Source organism: Janthinobacterium fluminis, assembly GCF_028595325.1.
GTDB classification, from domain to species: domain Bacteria; phylum Pseudomonadota; class Gammaproteobacteria; order Burkholderiales; family Burkholderiaceae_D; genus Janthinobacterium; species Janthinobacterium fluminis.
Window position 1 is genome coordinate 933,327 of record NZ_JAQQXR010000001.1, and the last position, 14,172, is coordinate 947,498.

The window sequence follows — 14,172 nt, forward strand, 5'->3', positions numbered from 1 at the left end:
TATGAAGGTGTATTTCATTGGCGCCGGCCCCGGCGCGGCCGACCTGATCACGCTGCGCGGCGCGCGGCTGCTGGGCAGCGTCGACATGGTGCTGTACGCCGGTTCGCTGGTGCCGACCGACATGCTGCAGCACTGCCGCCCGGACGCGGAACTGATCGACACCGCCCAGCTCGACCTGGAGCAGCAGCAGGCTTGCTACCTGCGCGCGCAGGCGGCCGGCAAGGATGTGGCGCGGCTGCACTCGGGCGACCCGGCCATCTACGGCGCCACCGCCGAGCAGATGCGCCGCCTCGACGCCCTCGGCATCGGCTATGAAATCGTTCCGGGCGTGTCCTCGTTCACGGCGGCGGCGGCGGCGATCCAGTCCGAGCTGACCAAGCCGGAGGTGTCGCAGAGCGTGATTCTGACGCGCGTCTCCGGGCGCGCCTCGGCGGTGCCGGAGCTGGAGTCGATCGCCCGGCTGGCCGAACACCGCGCCACGATGTGCATCTTCCTGTCCGGCCCGCACCTGAAGAAAATCGTCGCCGACCTGTCGCTGCACTATCCGCAGGAGACGCCGGTGAACCTGGTCTACCGCGCCAGCTGGCCGGAGCAGAAAATCTACCAGGGCACGCTCGGCACGGTGCTGCAGGACACCAAGCGCGGCGCCTGGAATTTGACGACGATGATGCTGGTCGGCGCCGCGCTGGACAAGAGCGTCGCGGCCGAGTCCAGCCTGTACTCGAAGGACTTCACCCACCTGTTCCGGGTGGTGAAGAAGGACAAGAGCAAAGCCAAGGCCAAGGCCGCCGGCGGGGACGCCGCGTGAGCGAAGCCCCGCTCGGGATCTGGCTGGTGCGGGCCGAAGGCGAGGAACTCGCCGCCAGCCTGCAGGCGCGGCTGGGCGGCGAGATTCACCGCCCCTGGTTGAATCCCGGCGCGGCGCAGAAGGCGCAGTTCGCCGCCGCCTACCGCCGCCACGCCCAATGGGTGATGGTGGCGGCCAGCGGCATCGCCGTGCGCTTCCTCGACGGCCTGGCGCAGGACAAGCATAGCGACCCCGCCGTCGTCGTGCTGGACGAGGCGGGCCGTTTCGCCGTCTCGCTGCTGGCCGGCCACGAGGGCGGCGGCAACGAGCTGGCCTACCGCGTGGCCGCCGTGGTCGGCGCCGTGCCGGTGGTGACCACGGCGACCGAGGCGCTGAAGCCGCTGGTGCTCGGCGTCGGCTGCCGCAAGGGCGTGCCGGCCGGGCGCATCGAGGCGGCGGTGCTGCACGCGCTGGGCCGGCGCCGCATCGACGAGGTGCGCGAGGTGGCCACCGTCGACCTGAAGGCGAACGAGCCCGGTTTGCTGGAATTTTGCCGCAGCCACGGCCTGCCGCTGCGGGTGTTCGCGCGCGCCACGCTGGCGGCGCGGCCCTGGGTCGGCAAGCCCTCGGACTGGGTGATGCAGAATGTGGGATTGAACGGCGTGTGCGAGCCGTGCGCCCTGGTGGCCTGCCCGCGCGGCACGCTGCTGGTGCCGAAAACAAGTCTGGACGGCGTCGCCGTCGCAGTGGTTCAAGATAAATGGATGGAAATATGAGTGGTGTACTGAATTTGGTGTCGGTCGGGCCGGGCTTCGAGGATCTGATCGTGCCGCGCGCCGTCGCGGCGCTGCGGGACAGCGACGTGATCGTCTCCTACGAACTGTATCTGCGCTGGATCGCGCCGCACATCGAGGGCAAGGAGATCCACACGCCGCCGCTGACGCAGGAGCGCGAGCGCGCCATGCTGGCGATCGAGAAGGCCCGCGCCGGCGCCAAGGTGGCGCTGATTTCCAGCGGCGACATCGGCATCTACGCGATGGCCGCGCTGGCCTACGAGGAAATGCTGGAGGACGACAGCTATGCGGTGAACCTGGTGCCGGGCGTGACCTCGGCGAACGCCTGCGCCTCGCTGCTCGGTTCGCCGTTGTCGCACGATTTCGCCACGCTCAGCCTGTCCGATCTGCTGTGCCCGTGGGATTGGATCGAGCACCGCGCCCGCCACATCGCCCAGGCCGACCTGGCCTGCGTCATGTACAACGTGCAGAGCGCCGGGCGGCAGCAGGGCGTCTACCGCGTGCTGCAGCTGATGCTCGAATCGAAGGCCCCGCATACGCTGTGCGGCGTGGTCAAGAACGCCTACCGTCCGGGCCAGCAGGTCAGCATCCACCGCCTCGACGAATTGCCGTCGCTGCAGTTCGACATGCTCACCACCATCGTCGTCGGCAACCGCTTCACCAAGCGCAAGCGCGGCCAGATCTTCACGCCGCGCGGCTATAACGACTGGGCCACGCCGGAAGGCGCGCTGCTGGCGGCGCCGGCGCGCGACGCCTTGCCGGGCGACGCCGTGTGGGTCTTCTCCGGCACCAGCGACGGCAACGCCCTGGCGGCGCAACTGGCGGCGCGGCAGGGCAGCCCGGTGGTGGTCTCGGCCGCCACCGGCTACGGCGGCGAGGTGGCGCTGAAGGACTGTCCCGGCGCCACCGTCTGGGCCGGCCGCCAGGGCATCGAGGCGCGCCGCCAGGCGCTGACGCAAAGCCGCGCCCGCGTGCTGGTCGACGCCACCCATCCATACGCGACCAGCATGTCCGAGCAACTGCTTGGACTGGCGCTGGAGCTGGGCATTCCCTACCTGCGCTACGAGCGCGCCAGCGAATTCGCGCCGCAGGACGGCGAGCTGTGCGACTCCGCCCGGCAGGCGGGCGAGCGCGCCATCGCGCTGGGCCAGCGCATTTTCCTGGCGACGGGATCGAAAGACCTGGCCACCTTCCTGACCCTGCCGGGCGCCGCCGAGAAGCAGTGGTTCGTGCGCCTGACGGCCGAGCCGGAGTTCATCCAGCGCGCCATCGCGCTGGGCGTGCCGCGCGACCGCATCTGCGCGATGCAGGGGCCGTTTTCCACGGCCTTCAACACGGCGCTGTGGCAGGACTGGCAGATCGACTGCGTGGTGAGCAAGGATTCCGGCGACGCCGGCGGCTACCGCGCCAAGGCGCAGGCGGCGCGGGCGCTGGACATTCCGCTGCTGGTGGTGGCGCGGCCGCAACTGGCGTACCCGCATCTGGCGACCAGCTACGACGCCGTGGTCGGGCAACTGCAAGCCTGGAACATCGCATGAAGCAGCCGATACCGGTGACCATCGTCACGGGCTTCCTCGGCTCGGGCAAAACCACCTTGCTGCGCAGCCTGATCCAGCGCCGCCAGACGCGCCGGCTGGCCTTGCTGATCAACGAGTTCGGCGAAATTTCCATCGACGGTGCGCTGATACGCGACGCGGCCGGCGGCGACGGGCAGGTGCATATCCACGATTTCCCGTATGGCCTGATCGCCTACGGCGACGACGAGCAGTTTGTGCCGACAATGCGCGCCATCGCCGCGCGCCGCGCCAACGTCGACCACGTGCTGATCGAAACGTCGGGCCTGGCGTTGCCGACGGCGGTGATGGAACTGCTGCAAAGCCCCGGGCTGTGCGATGACTTCATCCTCGACGCGACGCTGGCCGTGGTCGACACGCCGCTGCTGCTGTCGGACCAGTTCGAGCATGGCGCCGGAGTCAATCCGGCCGCGGCGATGTTCGAGCAGCAGCTGGAATTCGCCGACGTCGTGGTGCTGAACAAGATCGACGGCCTCGACGAAGACGCGCTGCTGCTGGCCGAAACGCGGGTGCGGCTGCGCGCGCCGAACGTGCGCTTCCTGGAGCTGGCGCACCAGGCCCAGCTCGACATCCGTTTGGCGCTGGGCCTGCGCCTGCACCAGCCGACCCGCACCGAGCACGGCCACAGCTACACGCCGCTGCCGGCGATGCCGGGGCCGCAAACGGGCGTGCTGGCCGAGCAAAGCCGCCTGAACGGCCACGCCCACTCGGGTCTGGGCGCGCACAGCCACGGCCTGGCGACGCACAAGCACTTCCACGAGCAAGACCCCGGCTGGCTGTCCTTCGTGCTGCGCAGCGAGGCGGCGCAGCAGGCCGAGACCTTGAAGGCGGCCGTGCTGGAGGCGAGCCGGGTCGAGCCCATCCTGCGCAGCAAAGGTTTCATCCGCACCGAGGAATCGCCGCGCGCCATCCTGGTGCAGGGCGTGCGCTCGCGCGTGAATCTCAGCGTCGACGCCGTCAAGCCGGCGGCGAAGCGTTCGGAACTGGTCTTCATCGGCTACCACACCAGCCGCAGCAAGGTGGCGGCGCTGCTGACCGAGATGACTGGCACGACGTGGCGCTAAGCGGCCAAACGCCACCCCCTATATTGTTTACTTTTCAGGAGAATCACATGCAATCGAAGCACTTCCGTTACCTGGCCCTGGCATCGCTGGCAATTTCCGGCGCGGCCAACGCCCATCCCGGCCATTCGCACGGTGCGATGGCCGGCCTGATGCACCCCTTCATGGGCCTCGACCACCTGCTGGCCATGCTGGCCGTGGGCGTGTGGGCGGCGCAACTGGGCGGCAAGGCGAAGTGGCTGCTGCCGCTGAGTTTCGTCGCCGTGCTGGTGGCCGGCGCCGGCCTGGCGATGAGCGGCACGGTCTTGCCGATGGTTGAGGGCGGCATCGCCACCTCGGTGCTGCTGCTCGGCATGCTGATCGCGCTGGCGGTGCAGATGCCGGCGGCGGCGGGCGCGGCGATGGTTGGCGTGTTCGCCTTGTTCCACGGTTACGCCCACGGTGTGGAAATGCCGCACCTGAGCACGCCGTGGCAGTACGGTTTCGGCTTTGTCGTCGCCAGCGCGCTGCTGCACGGCGCCGGCGTCGTTCTCGGCAACAGCCTGCAACGCCAGGTGCTGTGGTTGCGCGCCAGCGGCGCGTTGATCGCACTGAGCGGCATCTGGATGAGCGCCACGGTGTAAAAACCGAAGCTGCGGACAGAAAAAAAGCCCCGAGGGGCTTTTTTTATTGCAACGCGATGCGATGGTGTTTAGACCAGCACCGCCGCGGGCGCAGTCTGCTATCAGTATTCCGGTGGCGGCAGCGGTGGGTTGCCGCTTTCACCGAGGGCCTGGGTGTAGTGAATGCCGCCTTCTTCGCCGATGGCTTGGGTGCTCGACGGCGGTTCGACTGCAACGCCGCCGCTAACTTGTTTGATTTCTTCTACGTTCAGTGAAAATGGATGCATGGTTGCTTTCCTTTTAAAAGTGCTACCGATGATACGAGGAAACATCGCCGGCCGCTCAGTTAGCCGACGATGGGCTGCTGAAGGCGGTGCCAGGCACGCTGGCACCGCCGCAGGCTCGGAGCGCGATTAAACTTGCGATGGCAGCGGTGGGTTGCCGCTTTCGCCAAGGGCCTGGGTGTAGTAAATGCCGCCTTCTTCGCCGATGGCTTGGGTGCTCCACGGCGGTTCGACTGCAATGCCGCCGCTAACTTGTTTGATTTCTTCTACGTTCAGTGAAAATGGATGCATGATTATTTCCTTTTAAAAAGACATCAATGAAAGTTGGCGTTACGCTCAGACCAGGTCTGGATGTGGCAAGCCGCCAATTTCGCCGAACTTCAGCGTAGGAGGGTGGCCGCCTTCTTCGCCCAGGGCCAGCGTGGTTGGACCGCCGCCTTCTTCGCCGATCGCCAGCGTGGTGTTGTCGTCGATTTGGGTGGCCTTGTAACCGCCGCTCACTTGCTCGATCTGTTCAACGTTCAATGAAAATGGATGCATGTCGTTTCCTATTTCTAAAATAAACTTCGATCAATTGCCGTAGAGTCAAACCCGTCAATATGCCTGCTTGGCGCAAGGCCGGGCGGCCCGCGTTATGAGCAAATCATATAAATTGATTGCTTGCAACGCACATCTATCTTATCGAATATTTGATTTATGTCAAACTTATTTAAAAAATAAATTACCCGCCACGCCTTGATACATTTGGATGCGTAAACACTTATTTCCAGGCGAATGGAAGCGGCCGGCGAGGCGAATAAAATCGCCTGCCGGAACGCAGTAAATGACGCGGCAATAGAATCAGGCGGCGCGTTTTAACCTGGAATGGCCGTTGACCATCGCATCGATCAGCGTATCCGTGATTGGATAGCCGGTGGAATGTTCAATACCCATGAACATCGGACTTGGATTGGCTTCGAGGAAGTAATATTGCCCCTCGGTGTCGCGGCGCCAGTCGATGGCGGTCCAGTTCAGCGACAGTTGCTCCATGATTGCCGGCACCTGCAGGCGGATCGCCTCGGGCAGCTCGATCTTTTTGATGTTCACTTTCTGGTCGGTGCGGAAATCGACGTCGTCGGTTTCCAGCTCCAGCGAAAACAGCTGCTCGCCGATGGCATAGGTGCGGATGTTCGTGCCGTCCACATATTGCTGCAGCGTGATGGGCGCCTGCGTCAGCGCCTTGGCCAGGTGCGCGCCGGCCAGATGCTGTTCGGTAATGCGTTCCGTGTGCGCGCCGCCGTAGACCGGCTTGAAAATGGCGTGCGGCTCGGCCTTGCAAAAGGCCAGTACCTGCTGCGGGTCGTTGCCGATATAGGTGCGGGGAATGCGCACGCCGGCCTGGGCCACCAGTTGCAGCTGTTGCGGTTTTTCCTGGTGCGACTGGTAAGCCTGCCAGCTATTGAGCCAATGGGTTTGGTTGCGCGCCTGAAACCAGGAGCGCAGACTGGCCATGCTGTCGTAATAGGCGATATCTTCGATGGTGCCGCGGTTGGCCTTGGTGGTTTCCGCGCTCACGCCGCAGAAATTGCGCCAGTAGACGGAGGCGATGTCGCTGAAGGCGGCGCTGTTGCCGTCGGGCAGGGTGAGGGTGCCGCCGCCATCGGCCGGGGTCAGGCTGATCTTTGCTTCAGAGGGGAATTTGTGGGTTTCGAACAGGTGGGCTTCATGTCCGCGGTGGTGTAACTGCGCCAGGATATGCTGGGCGTGTGGGTCGCTTGCATGACCCAGAATGATATGTTTCATGGCTGTTCCGCTACCGTTGCAACGAGAAGGGGGCATCGTCGGTCGGTTAGCCGGCCGACGATGGACTGCTTAATCGAAATCGATCAGCTCAGGACTGGAGGCTGGCCGCCTTCTTCGCCGATGGCCAGGGTGGTGTGCTTGCCGCCGCCGGTCAGATACACGGGGGGAACCCCGCCGCCTTCGCCGTCATTGCCAATTAAATGCACCGTATGAAGTACTACGCCGCCGCTAACTTGTTGGATTTGTTCCGCGTTCAGTGAAAATGGATGCATGGTAGTTCCTATTTCATAGTAAACATCGATCAATTACGAAAATGGCCGGGGAAGGAGGCGCTCCAAGGAGAGGCTCCAAGGAGGCGCTCCAAGGAGGCGCTCCTATCCCGTAATCCATCGTCGCCTTGGCGCAACGAGGGCCGCTGCGCCCTATGCCCTGCCACGCAGCCGGAGTAATGCGGATGCCGGGAGTGCAGGGCTATACTATCGAATATTTTTTTTCTGTCAAACTTTTTATTTATGAAATATTTTTGTGTTCACCGCCCCTCGCGGTGTCCGCAAAACGGCTGATTTCCTGGTGAAATCATGAATATTAAGCAATTGTGAAATTAATATTTGTTGGGGGCGGCGCTGAAAAACAAAAGCTTATTTGCTGGCGCGCATAAAAAAAGCCCCTTTATCAGGGGCTTTGTATCGGCCTGGGAATTCAGGCCGCGCGCTTCAAACGGCTGTGGCCGTTGATCATCGCATCGATCAGCGTATCCGTGATTGGATAGCCGGTGGAATGCTCAATACCCATGAACATCGGACTTGGATTGGCTTCGAGGAAGTAATATTGCCCCTCGGTGTCGCGGCGCCAGTCGATGGCGGTCCAGTTCAGCGACAGTTGCTCCATGATTGCCGGCACCTGCAGGCGGATCGCCTCGGGCAGCTCGATCTTTTTGATGTTCACTTTCTGGTCGGTGCGGAAATCGACGTCGTCGGTTTCCAGCTCCAGCGAAAACAGCTGCTCGCCGATGGCATAGGTGCGGATGTTCGTGCCGTCCACATATTGCTGCAGCGTGATGGGCGCCTGCGTCAGCGCCTTGGCCAGGTGCGCGCCGGCTAGATGCTGTTCGGTAATGCGTTCCGTGTGCGCGCCGCCGTAGACCGGCTTGAAAATGGCGTGCGGCTCGGCCTTGCAAAAGGCCAGTACCTGTTGCGGGTCGTTGCCGATATAGGTGCGGGGAATGCGCACGCCGGCCTGGGCCACCAGTTGCAGCTGCTGCGGTTTTTCCTGGTGCGACTGGTAAGCCTCCCAGCTATTGAGCCAATGGGTTTGGTTGCGCGCCTGAAACCAGGAGCGCAGGCTGGCCATGCTGTCGTAATAGGAGATATCTTCGATGGTGCCGCGGTTGGCCTTGGTGGTTTCCGCGCTCACGCCGCAGAAATTGCGCCAGTAGACGGAGGCAATGTCGCTGAAGGCGGCGCTGTTGCCGTCGGGCAGGGTGAGGGTGCCGCCGCCATCGGCCGGGGTCAGGCTGATCTTTGCTTCAGAGGGGAATTTGTGGGTTTCGAACAGGTAGGCTTCATGTCCGCGGTGGTGTAACTGCGCCAGGATATGCTGGGCGTGTGGGTCGCTTGCATGACCCAGAATGATATGTTTCATGGCTGTTCCGCTACCGTTGCAACGAAAGGGTCACATCGCCGGCCGGCGCCGGCCGGCGATGCGCTACTTAATCTGGGGCGATTAGGACAGATCGACTGGCGGCTGGCCGCCTTCTTCGCCGATGGCCATCGTGGTTTCGATGCCGCCGCCTTCTTCGCCGATGGCTTTGGTCGAAACGCCGCCGCCTTCTTCGCCGATGGCCAGGGTCGTCATGACGCCGCCTTCTTCGCCAATCGACAGCGTGCTGATGATTGGGCCGCGGACGCCGCCGCTAACTTGTTTGACTTGTTCAGCGTTCAGAGAAAATGGATGCATGGTAGTTCCTATTTCAAAATAAACATCAATCAATAATGGCAATGGCTATCGTGGGGATGCCCGGTTATCAAGCCATTGCCGCACCAGCGCACCAAGTAACATGCGCCTTTCGCGTTTCAGCTATCCGGGATCTTCCGGATCTCTGCAACGCCCGGCTATCTTAACGATTATTTTTTTTATGTCAAACTTTTTAAAAAAGTAATTGTAACAAATAACCAATAATTAATTACATGATTAAATGATATTTATATCGCCGGGCGGTATTAACTCTTCGCATGCGCGGGAGGGTAAAGCCGGCGCCGTCAATGCCTATTCAACAAAGTTTTTTTTATCGCAATGTTTGTGGTAGGCTTGCGCACTCCATCGCTTCCTTGCGCAATCTGACTCATGCACACGAAACTGTATTTTTCCGTTCCCGACACTGCTGTTTTCTCTCTTGTGTGTAGTCTATGAAGCGGCCCAGCCTCTTCCGTGCGGCCGCGCTGGAGGCGCGCCAGGTCAACTGGCTCGCCGACGTCGTGCTGATCCGGCCGCTGACCTTCACCATGCTGACCGGGGTGGCGCTGGCCTTCGCCAGCGTCATCCTGGCCTTCCTGGCGTGGGGCAGTTACACCAAGCGCACGCCGGTGACGGGGCAGTTGGTGCCCGATTCCGGCCTCGTCAAGGTATATGCGCCGCAGCCCGGCGTGGTGCTGCAAAAATTCGTCAGCGAAGGGCAGGCGGTGAAGCGGGGCGAAGTGCTGTACGTGTTGTCGAGCGAGCGGCACAGCAGCACCCAGGGCGACACCCAGGCCGCCATCAGCAGCCAGGTGGAGGCGCGCCAGCAGTCGCTGCGCGAGGAACTGGCCAAGAGCCGCGCCCTGCTGGGCGAGGAGCGCGAGGCTTTGCAAACCAAGATCGCCGGCCTGCAGGCGGAATTGGCCAAGCTCGACGGCCAGATCGAGGACCAACGCCGCCGCGTCAAGCTGGCCGAGGAAAGCGTCGCCCGCTATCAGGGTTTGCTGGCGCAGGACTATATTTCGCGCGAGCAGGCGCAGCAAAAGCAGGAAGAGCTGCTGGACCAGCGCAACCGCGTGCGCGGCATGGAGCGCGACCACATCGCCGTGGCCCGCGAGCTGGCGGCCCAGCGCAACGAGCTGGCCACGTTGGCGCCGCGCCAGCAGAACCGCCTGGCCCAGGTCGAGCGCAGCCTGGCCAGCACCGGCCAGGAATTGAGCGAGAGCGAGGCCAGGCGGCGCCTGCTGATCACGGCGCCGGAGGCGGGCGTGGCGACGGCGCTGGGCGCCGACGTCGGCCAGTGGCTCGACACCAGCCGGCCCTTGCTGAGCGTGGTGCCGGCCGGCGCCACGCTGCAGGCCCACCTGTACGCGCAGAGCCGGGCGGTCGGCTTCATCAAGCCGGGCGACGCCGTGCTGGTGCGCTACCAGGCTTATCCGTATCAGAAATTCGGCCACGCCAAGGGCGTCGTCAAATCGGTGTCGCGCACGGCGCTGCCGGCCGGCGAACTGGGCGGCAACGCCACAGCGAACCCGGAACCCTTGTACCGCGTCACGGTGACGCTGGCGGCGCAAAGCATGCCGGCCTATGGCAAGCAGCAGGCGCTGCAGGCCGGCATGCTGCTCGACGCCGACATTCTGCAAGAGACGCGCCGCCTGTACGAATGGGTGCTTGAGCCGCTGTACAGCCTGACTGGCAAACTTTAACCTCGGAACACGCGCAGCATGTCTTTTCTCGATAAAATTTCCTTTGGCCTTGGCGCGGGCGCGAAACTGCCGCTGATTCTGCAAACCGAATCGACTGAATGCGGCCTGGCCTGCCTGGGCATGGTGGCCGGTTTCCACGGCTACAAGACCGACCTGGCCACCTTGCGCGGGCGCTATCCGATCTCGCTGAAGGGGGCGACGCTGGCGCAGCTGATCCACATCGCCAAGCGCATGGAACTGGGCACCCACCCGGTGCGCCTGGACATGGAGCATTTGCCGCAGTTGAAGCTGCCCTGCATCCTGCACTGGAACTTCAACCATTTCGTCGTGCTCAAGGAAGTCGGCGCCAAGTCGGTGACGATACACGACCCGGCCTTCGGCGTGCGCACCCTGCCGATGGACGAGGTGTCGAAGTGCTTCACCGGCGTGGCGATGGAGCTGTGGCCGGACGCCGGCTTCAAGCAGCAGGAGGAAAAGCGGCCGATCCGGCTGCGCAGCCTGATGGGCAAGGTGCGCGGACTGGGGCGCTCGTTTGGGCAAATCCTGCTGCTGGCGCTGGCGCTGGAAGTGTTCGCGCTGGTCAATCCCTTCTTCATGCAGTGGGTGATCGACAACGTGCTGGTGTCGTCCGACCGCGACCTGCTGGCCACGCTGGCCGTCGGCTTCGGCCTGTTGATGCTGATGCAGCAGGCGATCAGCGCGGTGCGCTCCTGGGCCATCCTGTACATGGGGACGACGCTGAGCATCCAGTGGCGCGCCAATGTGTTCACCCACCTGCTGCGCCTGCCGGTGCAGTATTTCGAGAAGCGCCACCTGGGCGACGTCGTCTCGCGCTTCGGTTCGATCGACCAAATCCAGCACACGCTGACCACCTCCTTCCTCGAAGCGATGCTCGACGGCGTGATGACGATCGTCACGCTGGTGATGATGTTCATCTACAGCCCGATGCTGGGGCTGGTGGCGGTGGCCGCGATGGCGCTGTACGCGATGATCCGCTGGGCCTGGTATGGGCCGCTGCGCGCGGCCACCGAGGAGCAGATTATCCACGCCGCCAAGCAGCAAAGCCATTTCCTCGAAACGGTGCGCGGCGTCAAGGCGATCAAGCTGTTCCAGCGCGAGGACGGGCGCCGTGCCACCTGGCTGACGCTGGTGGTGGACCAGGTCAACGCCGACCTGCGCACGCAGAAGCTGCAATTGCTGTACAAGCTGCTCAACGGCGTCCTGTTCGGCATCGAGAATATCGTCATCATCTGGCTGGGCGCCAAGCTGGTCATGGACGGCAACTTCAGCGTCGGCGTGCTGATCGCCTTCATCGCCTACAAGGGCCAGTTCGACAACCGCGTCAGCTCGCTGATCGACAAATTCTATGAAGTCAAAATGCTGCAGCTGCAGGGCGAGCGGCTGGCCGACATCGTGCTCGGCGAACCCGAGACGCTGCACGGACGGCACGCGGCGGCGGCGGAGGACGCCGGGAAGGCGGCCGCCATCGACATCGTCGGCCTGCGCTACCGCTATTCCGACGACGAGCCGTATGTCGTCGACGGCATCAACCTGAGCATCCGCGCCGGCGAGTCGGTGGCCATCACCGGGCCTTCCGGCTGCGGCAAGACTACCTTGATGAACGTCCTGCTGGGCATCCTGCCGCCAGCCGAGGGCGAGGTGCTGCTCGGCGGCGCCAGCCTCAAGCATCTGGGCATCGACGCGCTGCGCCAGGCCGTCGGCACGGTGCTGCAGGACGACCAGCTGTTCGCCGGCTCGATCGGCGACAATATCAGTTTCTTCGACACGCAGACCGACCAGGCCTGGGTCGAGCAGTGCGCGGCGATGGCGGCCGTGGCGCCGGAGATCGACGCCATGCCGATGGGCTACAACACCCTGGTCGGCGACATGGGAACGGTGCTCTCGGGCGGGCAGAAACAACGCGTGCTGCTGGCCCGCGCGCTGTACAAGCGGCCGCGCATCCTGTTCCTCGACGAGGCGACCAGCCATCTGGACGTCGACAAGGAGCGCGAGGTCAACGCCGCCGTCAGCGCGCTGAACATCACCCGCATCATCATCGCGCACCGGCCGGAAACCATCGCCACGGCGAACCGCGTTGTCACGCTGTCCGGCGGCCGCGTCGTGCGCGACGTGCTGAACGATGTGGCGCCCGGCTTGAACGCGGCATGAGCTGGCGCTGCGTTCTGGCGCTGGCCGCCGTGCTGCCCTTGACGACGCCGGCCTCCGGCGCCTCCGGCGACGCCGCGCTGGCCGTGCCGGAGGTATGCGCGCGGGCGCCTTTGGCGGCGCCGCTCGACGTGCTGGAGGCGGTCGAGCGCGCCCTGTGCCACCATCCGCAAACCCGGCAGGCATGGGCCGGCGTCATGGCGCAGGCGGCGCGGCTGGAAACGGCGCGGGCAGCCTATCTGCCGGCGGCGACGGCGTCCATCGGCGCTTTCAAGGGCAACAGCAGCCGCGCCATCAGCGGCCGGCCGCAGCTCGATTCGCGGCAAAACAGCGACACGCGCGCCGCCAGTGTCGACCTGAGCTGGACCCTGTACGATTTCGGCCAGCGCCGCGCCGGCGTCGAGCAGGCGCGCGCCTTGCTGGAGGCGGCCGGCGCGACGCGCGACGCCACGCTGCAGTCGGTGTTCGCCGCCGCCGCGCAGGCGTATTACGATTTGCTCAGCGCCCAGGGCGCGCTGGCCGCGGCGCGCGACGCCGAGCAGGCCGCGCGCGAAAGCGCGCTGGCCGCCGCCGCCCGGCACCAGGCCGGCGCGGCCTCGCTGTCGGACAAATTGCAGGCGCAGACGGCGGCCGCGCAGGCGGTGCTGAGCCGGGTGCGCGCCGAAGGCGAGGCGCAGAACGCGGCCGGCACGCTGGCCGCGGCGATGGGGATGAGCGTGGCGACGCCGCTGACGCTGGCGGCGGGGCCGACAAGCTTGCCCGGCACCGCCTTCGTGCAGTCGGTGGCGGTCTTGCTGGAGCAGGCCAAACGCGCGCACCCCAGCGTGCGCGCGGCGCAGGCGCAGTTGCAGGCGGCCCAGCAAGGCGTGGCGGCGGCGCGCGCCGACGGCATGCCGACGCTGTCGCTGAGCGCGTCCGTCGAGCGCAACCGCCAGAGCAGCGAGTCGCAGGCCGACGCGGACGCGCGCAGCAAAAGCATCGGCCTGCAGCTGCGCATTCCGCTGCTGGCCGGCTGGTCGCGCGCGGCCGGCGTCCACGCGGCGCAGGCGGCGCGCGACGCCAAGGCGGCCGAACTGGCGCAGACCGAGCAGGACGTCGCGCTGGAGCTGTGGAAGAATTACCAGGGGCTGGGCACGGAGACGGAAAGCCTGAAGGCCAGCGAGGAACTGCTGCAGAGCGCCGCGCAATCGGCGGACGTGGTGCGCGGACGCTACAAGGCCGGCGTCGGCAATCTGCTGGAGCTGCTCAACGCCCAGAGCGCGCTGGCCGACGCCCGCCAGCAACGCGTGCAGGCGACGTCGCGCTGGCATAGCGCGCGCCTGAAGCTGGCGGCCAGCCTGGGCCAGCTCGGTTACTGGGCGGTGCGCTGAGCGGCGCCATCGTTGTTTTTTGGTCGTGCGCGGCCCGTGGGGGCGGAAGTGGATGCTACACTTTCTAAAATACAATATTTACCGCCCACCAAG

Annotated in this window: 15 protein-coding genes; 8 read left to right on the forward strand and 7 right to left on the reverse strand. The window is 64.8% G+C overall.

Annotated elements, in window-relative coordinates; translation table 11 throughout:
- Position 1 precedes the first annotated feature (1 nt).
- From cobM to OIK44_RS04170, 5 genes are read left to right on the forward strand one after another with little or no spacing between them, the layout of a single operon-like run.
- On the forward strand, positions 2–808 hold the full coding sequence (cobM, locus tag OIK44_RS04150; protein WP_273669408.1) for a precorrin-4 C(11)-methyltransferase: 807 nt from the start codon (positions 2–4) through the stop codon (positions 806–808).
- On the forward strand, positions 805–1,563 hold the full coding sequence (locus tag OIK44_RS04155) for a cobalamin biosynthesis protein (RefSeq protein ID WP_273669409.1): 759 nt from the start codon (positions 805–807) through the stop codon (positions 1,561–1,563). The genes cobM and OIK44_RS04155 overlap by 4 nt, the downstream gene beginning before the upstream one ends.
- Positions 1,560–3,119, forward strand: coding sequence for a precorrin-3B C(17)-methyltransferase (gene cobJ / locus OIK44_RS04160; RefSeq protein ID WP_273669410.1), 1,560 nt, complete (start codon positions 1,560–1,562; stop codon positions 3,117–3,119). Before OIK44_RS04155 ends, cobJ begins: the two co-directional genes overlap by 4 nt.
- Positions 3,116–4,219, forward strand: coding sequence for a CobW family GTP-binding protein (locus OIK44_RS04165; RefSeq protein ID WP_273669411.1), 1,104 nt, complete (start codon positions 3,116–3,118; stop codon positions 4,217–4,219). The genes cobJ and OIK44_RS04165 overlap by 4 nt, the downstream gene beginning before the upstream one ends.
- 47 nt (positions 4,220–4,266) lie before the next feature.
- Positions 4,267–4,839 (forward strand): HupE/UreJ family protein, encoded by a 573-nt coding sequence (locus OIK44_RS04170; protein WP_273669412.1) that lies wholly within the window; start codon positions 4,267–4,269, stop codon positions 4,837–4,839.
- 101 nt (positions 4,840–4,940) lie between these two features.
- Here OIK44_RS04170 and OIK44_RS04175 read toward each other — a convergent pair whose 3' ends face one another.
- The 7 genes from OIK44_RS04175 to OIK44_RS04205 form a co-directional block, all read right to left on the reverse strand.
- Positions 4,941–5,105: a hypothetical protein gene (locus OIK44_RS04175; protein ID WP_273669413.1), complete on the reverse strand. Its 165-nt coding sequence runs from the start codon at positions 5,103–5,105 to the stop codon at positions 4,941–4,943.
- A 126-nt stretch (positions 5,106–5,231) separates the two neighbouring features.
- Positions 5,232–5,393, reverse strand: coding sequence for a hypothetical protein (locus OIK44_RS04180; RefSeq protein WP_273669414.1), 162 nt, complete (start codon positions 5,391–5,393; stop codon positions 5,232–5,234).
- Between the two features lie 45 nt (positions 5,394–5,438).
- Positions 5,439–5,642, reverse strand: coding sequence for a hypothetical protein (locus OIK44_RS04185; protein ID WP_273669415.1), 204 nt, complete (start codon positions 5,640–5,642; stop codon positions 5,439–5,441).
- A 300-nt stretch (positions 5,643–5,942) separates the two neighbouring features.
- Positions 5,943–6,884 (reverse strand): MvdC/MvdD family ATP grasp protein, encoded by a 942-nt coding sequence (locus OIK44_RS04190; RefSeq protein WP_273669416.1) that lies wholly within the window; start codon positions 6,882–6,884, stop codon positions 5,943–5,945.
- Between the two features lie 83 nt (positions 6,885–6,967).
- Positions 6,968–7,156 (reverse strand): hypothetical protein, encoded by a 189-nt coding sequence (locus OIK44_RS04195; RefSeq protein WP_273669417.1) that lies wholly within the window; start codon positions 7,154–7,156, stop codon positions 6,968–6,970.
- 427 nt (positions 7,157–7,583) lie between these two features.
- Positions 7,584–8,525 (reverse strand): MvdC/MvdD family ATP grasp protein, encoded by a 942-nt coding sequence (locus tag OIK44_RS04200; RefSeq protein WP_273669418.1) that lies wholly within the window; start codon positions 8,523–8,525, stop codon positions 7,584–7,586.
- Between the two features lie 81 nt (positions 8,526–8,606).
- Positions 8,607–8,840 carry a hypothetical protein gene (locus OIK44_RS04205; protein WP_273669419.1) on the reverse strand — a complete coding sequence of 78 codons (234 nt, stop codon included), beginning with the start codon at positions 8,838–8,840 and terminating at the stop codon, positions 8,607–8,609.
- Positions 8,841–9,289: 449 nt separating this feature from the next.
- Here OIK44_RS04205 and OIK44_RS04210 point away from each other — a divergent pair, with 449 nt between their 5' ends.
- From OIK44_RS04210 to OIK44_RS04220, 3 genes are read left to right on the forward strand one after another with little or no spacing between them, the layout of a single operon-like run.
- On the forward strand, positions 9,290–10,543 hold the full coding sequence (locus OIK44_RS04210; protein ID WP_273669421.1) for an HlyD family secretion protein: 1,254 nt from the start codon (positions 9,290–9,292) through the stop codon (positions 10,541–10,543).
- Between the two features lie 18 nt (positions 10,544–10,561).
- The gene (locus OIK44_RS04215) at positions 10,562–12,712 is read left to right on the forward strand and encodes a peptidase domain-containing ABC transporter (protein ID WP_273669422.1); all 2,151 of its coding nucleotides are present in this window, start codon (positions 10,562–10,564) and stop codon (positions 12,710–12,712) included.
- Positions 12,709–14,079, forward strand: a complete 1,371-nt coding sequence (locus OIK44_RS04220) for a TolC family protein (RefSeq protein WP_273669423.1) — start codon at positions 12,709–12,711, stop codon at positions 14,077–14,079. The genes OIK44_RS04215 and OIK44_RS04220 overlap by 4 nt, the downstream gene beginning before the upstream one ends.
- Positions 14,080–14,172: the final 93 nt, after the last annotated feature.

Excerpts from the sequence above, each read along its gene's own strand:
- cobM (WP_273669408.1), top strand. The coding sequence starts at position 2 with ATGAAGGTGTATTTCATTGGCGCCGGCCCCGGCGCGGCCGACCTGATC.
- cobJ (WP_273669410.1), top strand. The coding sequence starts at position 1,560 with ATGAGTGGTGTACTGAATTTGGTGTCGGTCGGGCCGGGCTTCGAGGAT.
- OIK44_RS04165 (WP_273669411.1), top strand. The coding sequence starts at position 3,116 with ATGAAGCAGCCGATACCGGTGACCATCGTCACGGGCTTCCTCGGCTCG.
- OIK44_RS04170 (WP_273669412.1), top strand. The coding sequence starts at position 4,267 with ATGCAATCGAAGCACTTCCGTTACCTGGCCCTGGCATCGCTGGCAATT.
- OIK44_RS04175 (WP_273669413.1), bottom strand. The coding sequence starts at position 5,105 with ATGCATCCATTTTCACTGAACGTAGAAGAAATCAAACAAGTTAGCGGC.
- OIK44_RS04180 (WP_273669414.1), bottom strand. The coding sequence starts at position 5,393 with ATGCATCCATTTTCACTGAACGTAGAAGAAATCAAACAAGTTAGCGGC.
- OIK44_RS04185 (WP_273669415.1), bottom strand. The coding sequence starts at position 5,642 with ATGCATCCATTTTCATTGAACGTTGAACAGATCGAGCAAGTGAGCGGC.
- OIK44_RS04190 (WP_273669416.1), bottom strand. The coding sequence starts at position 6,884 with ATGAAACATATCATTCTGGGTCATGCAAGCGACCCACACGCCCAGCAT.
- OIK44_RS04195 (WP_273669417.1), bottom strand. The coding sequence starts at position 7,156 with ATGCATCCATTTTCACTGAACGCGGAACAAATCCAACAAGTTAGCGGC.
- OIK44_RS04200 (WP_273669418.1), bottom strand. The coding sequence starts at position 8,525 with ATGAAACATATCATTCTGGGTCATGCAAGCGACCCACACGCCCAGCAT.
- OIK44_RS04205 (WP_273669419.1), bottom strand. The coding sequence starts at position 8,840 with ATGCATCCATTTTCTCTGAACGCTGAACAAGTCAAACAAGTTAGCGGC.
- OIK44_RS04210 (WP_273669421.1), top strand. The coding sequence starts at position 9,290 with ATGAAGCGGCCCAGCCTCTTCCGTGCGGCCGCGCTGGAGGCGCGCCAG.
- OIK44_RS04215 (WP_273669422.1), top strand. The coding sequence starts at position 10,562 with ATGTCTTTTCTCGATAAAATTTCCTTTGGCCTTGGCGCGGGCGCGAAA.
- OIK44_RS04220 (WP_273669423.1), top strand. The coding sequence starts at position 12,709 with ATGAGCTGGCGCTGCGTTCTGGCGCTGGCCGCCGTGCTGCCCTTGACG.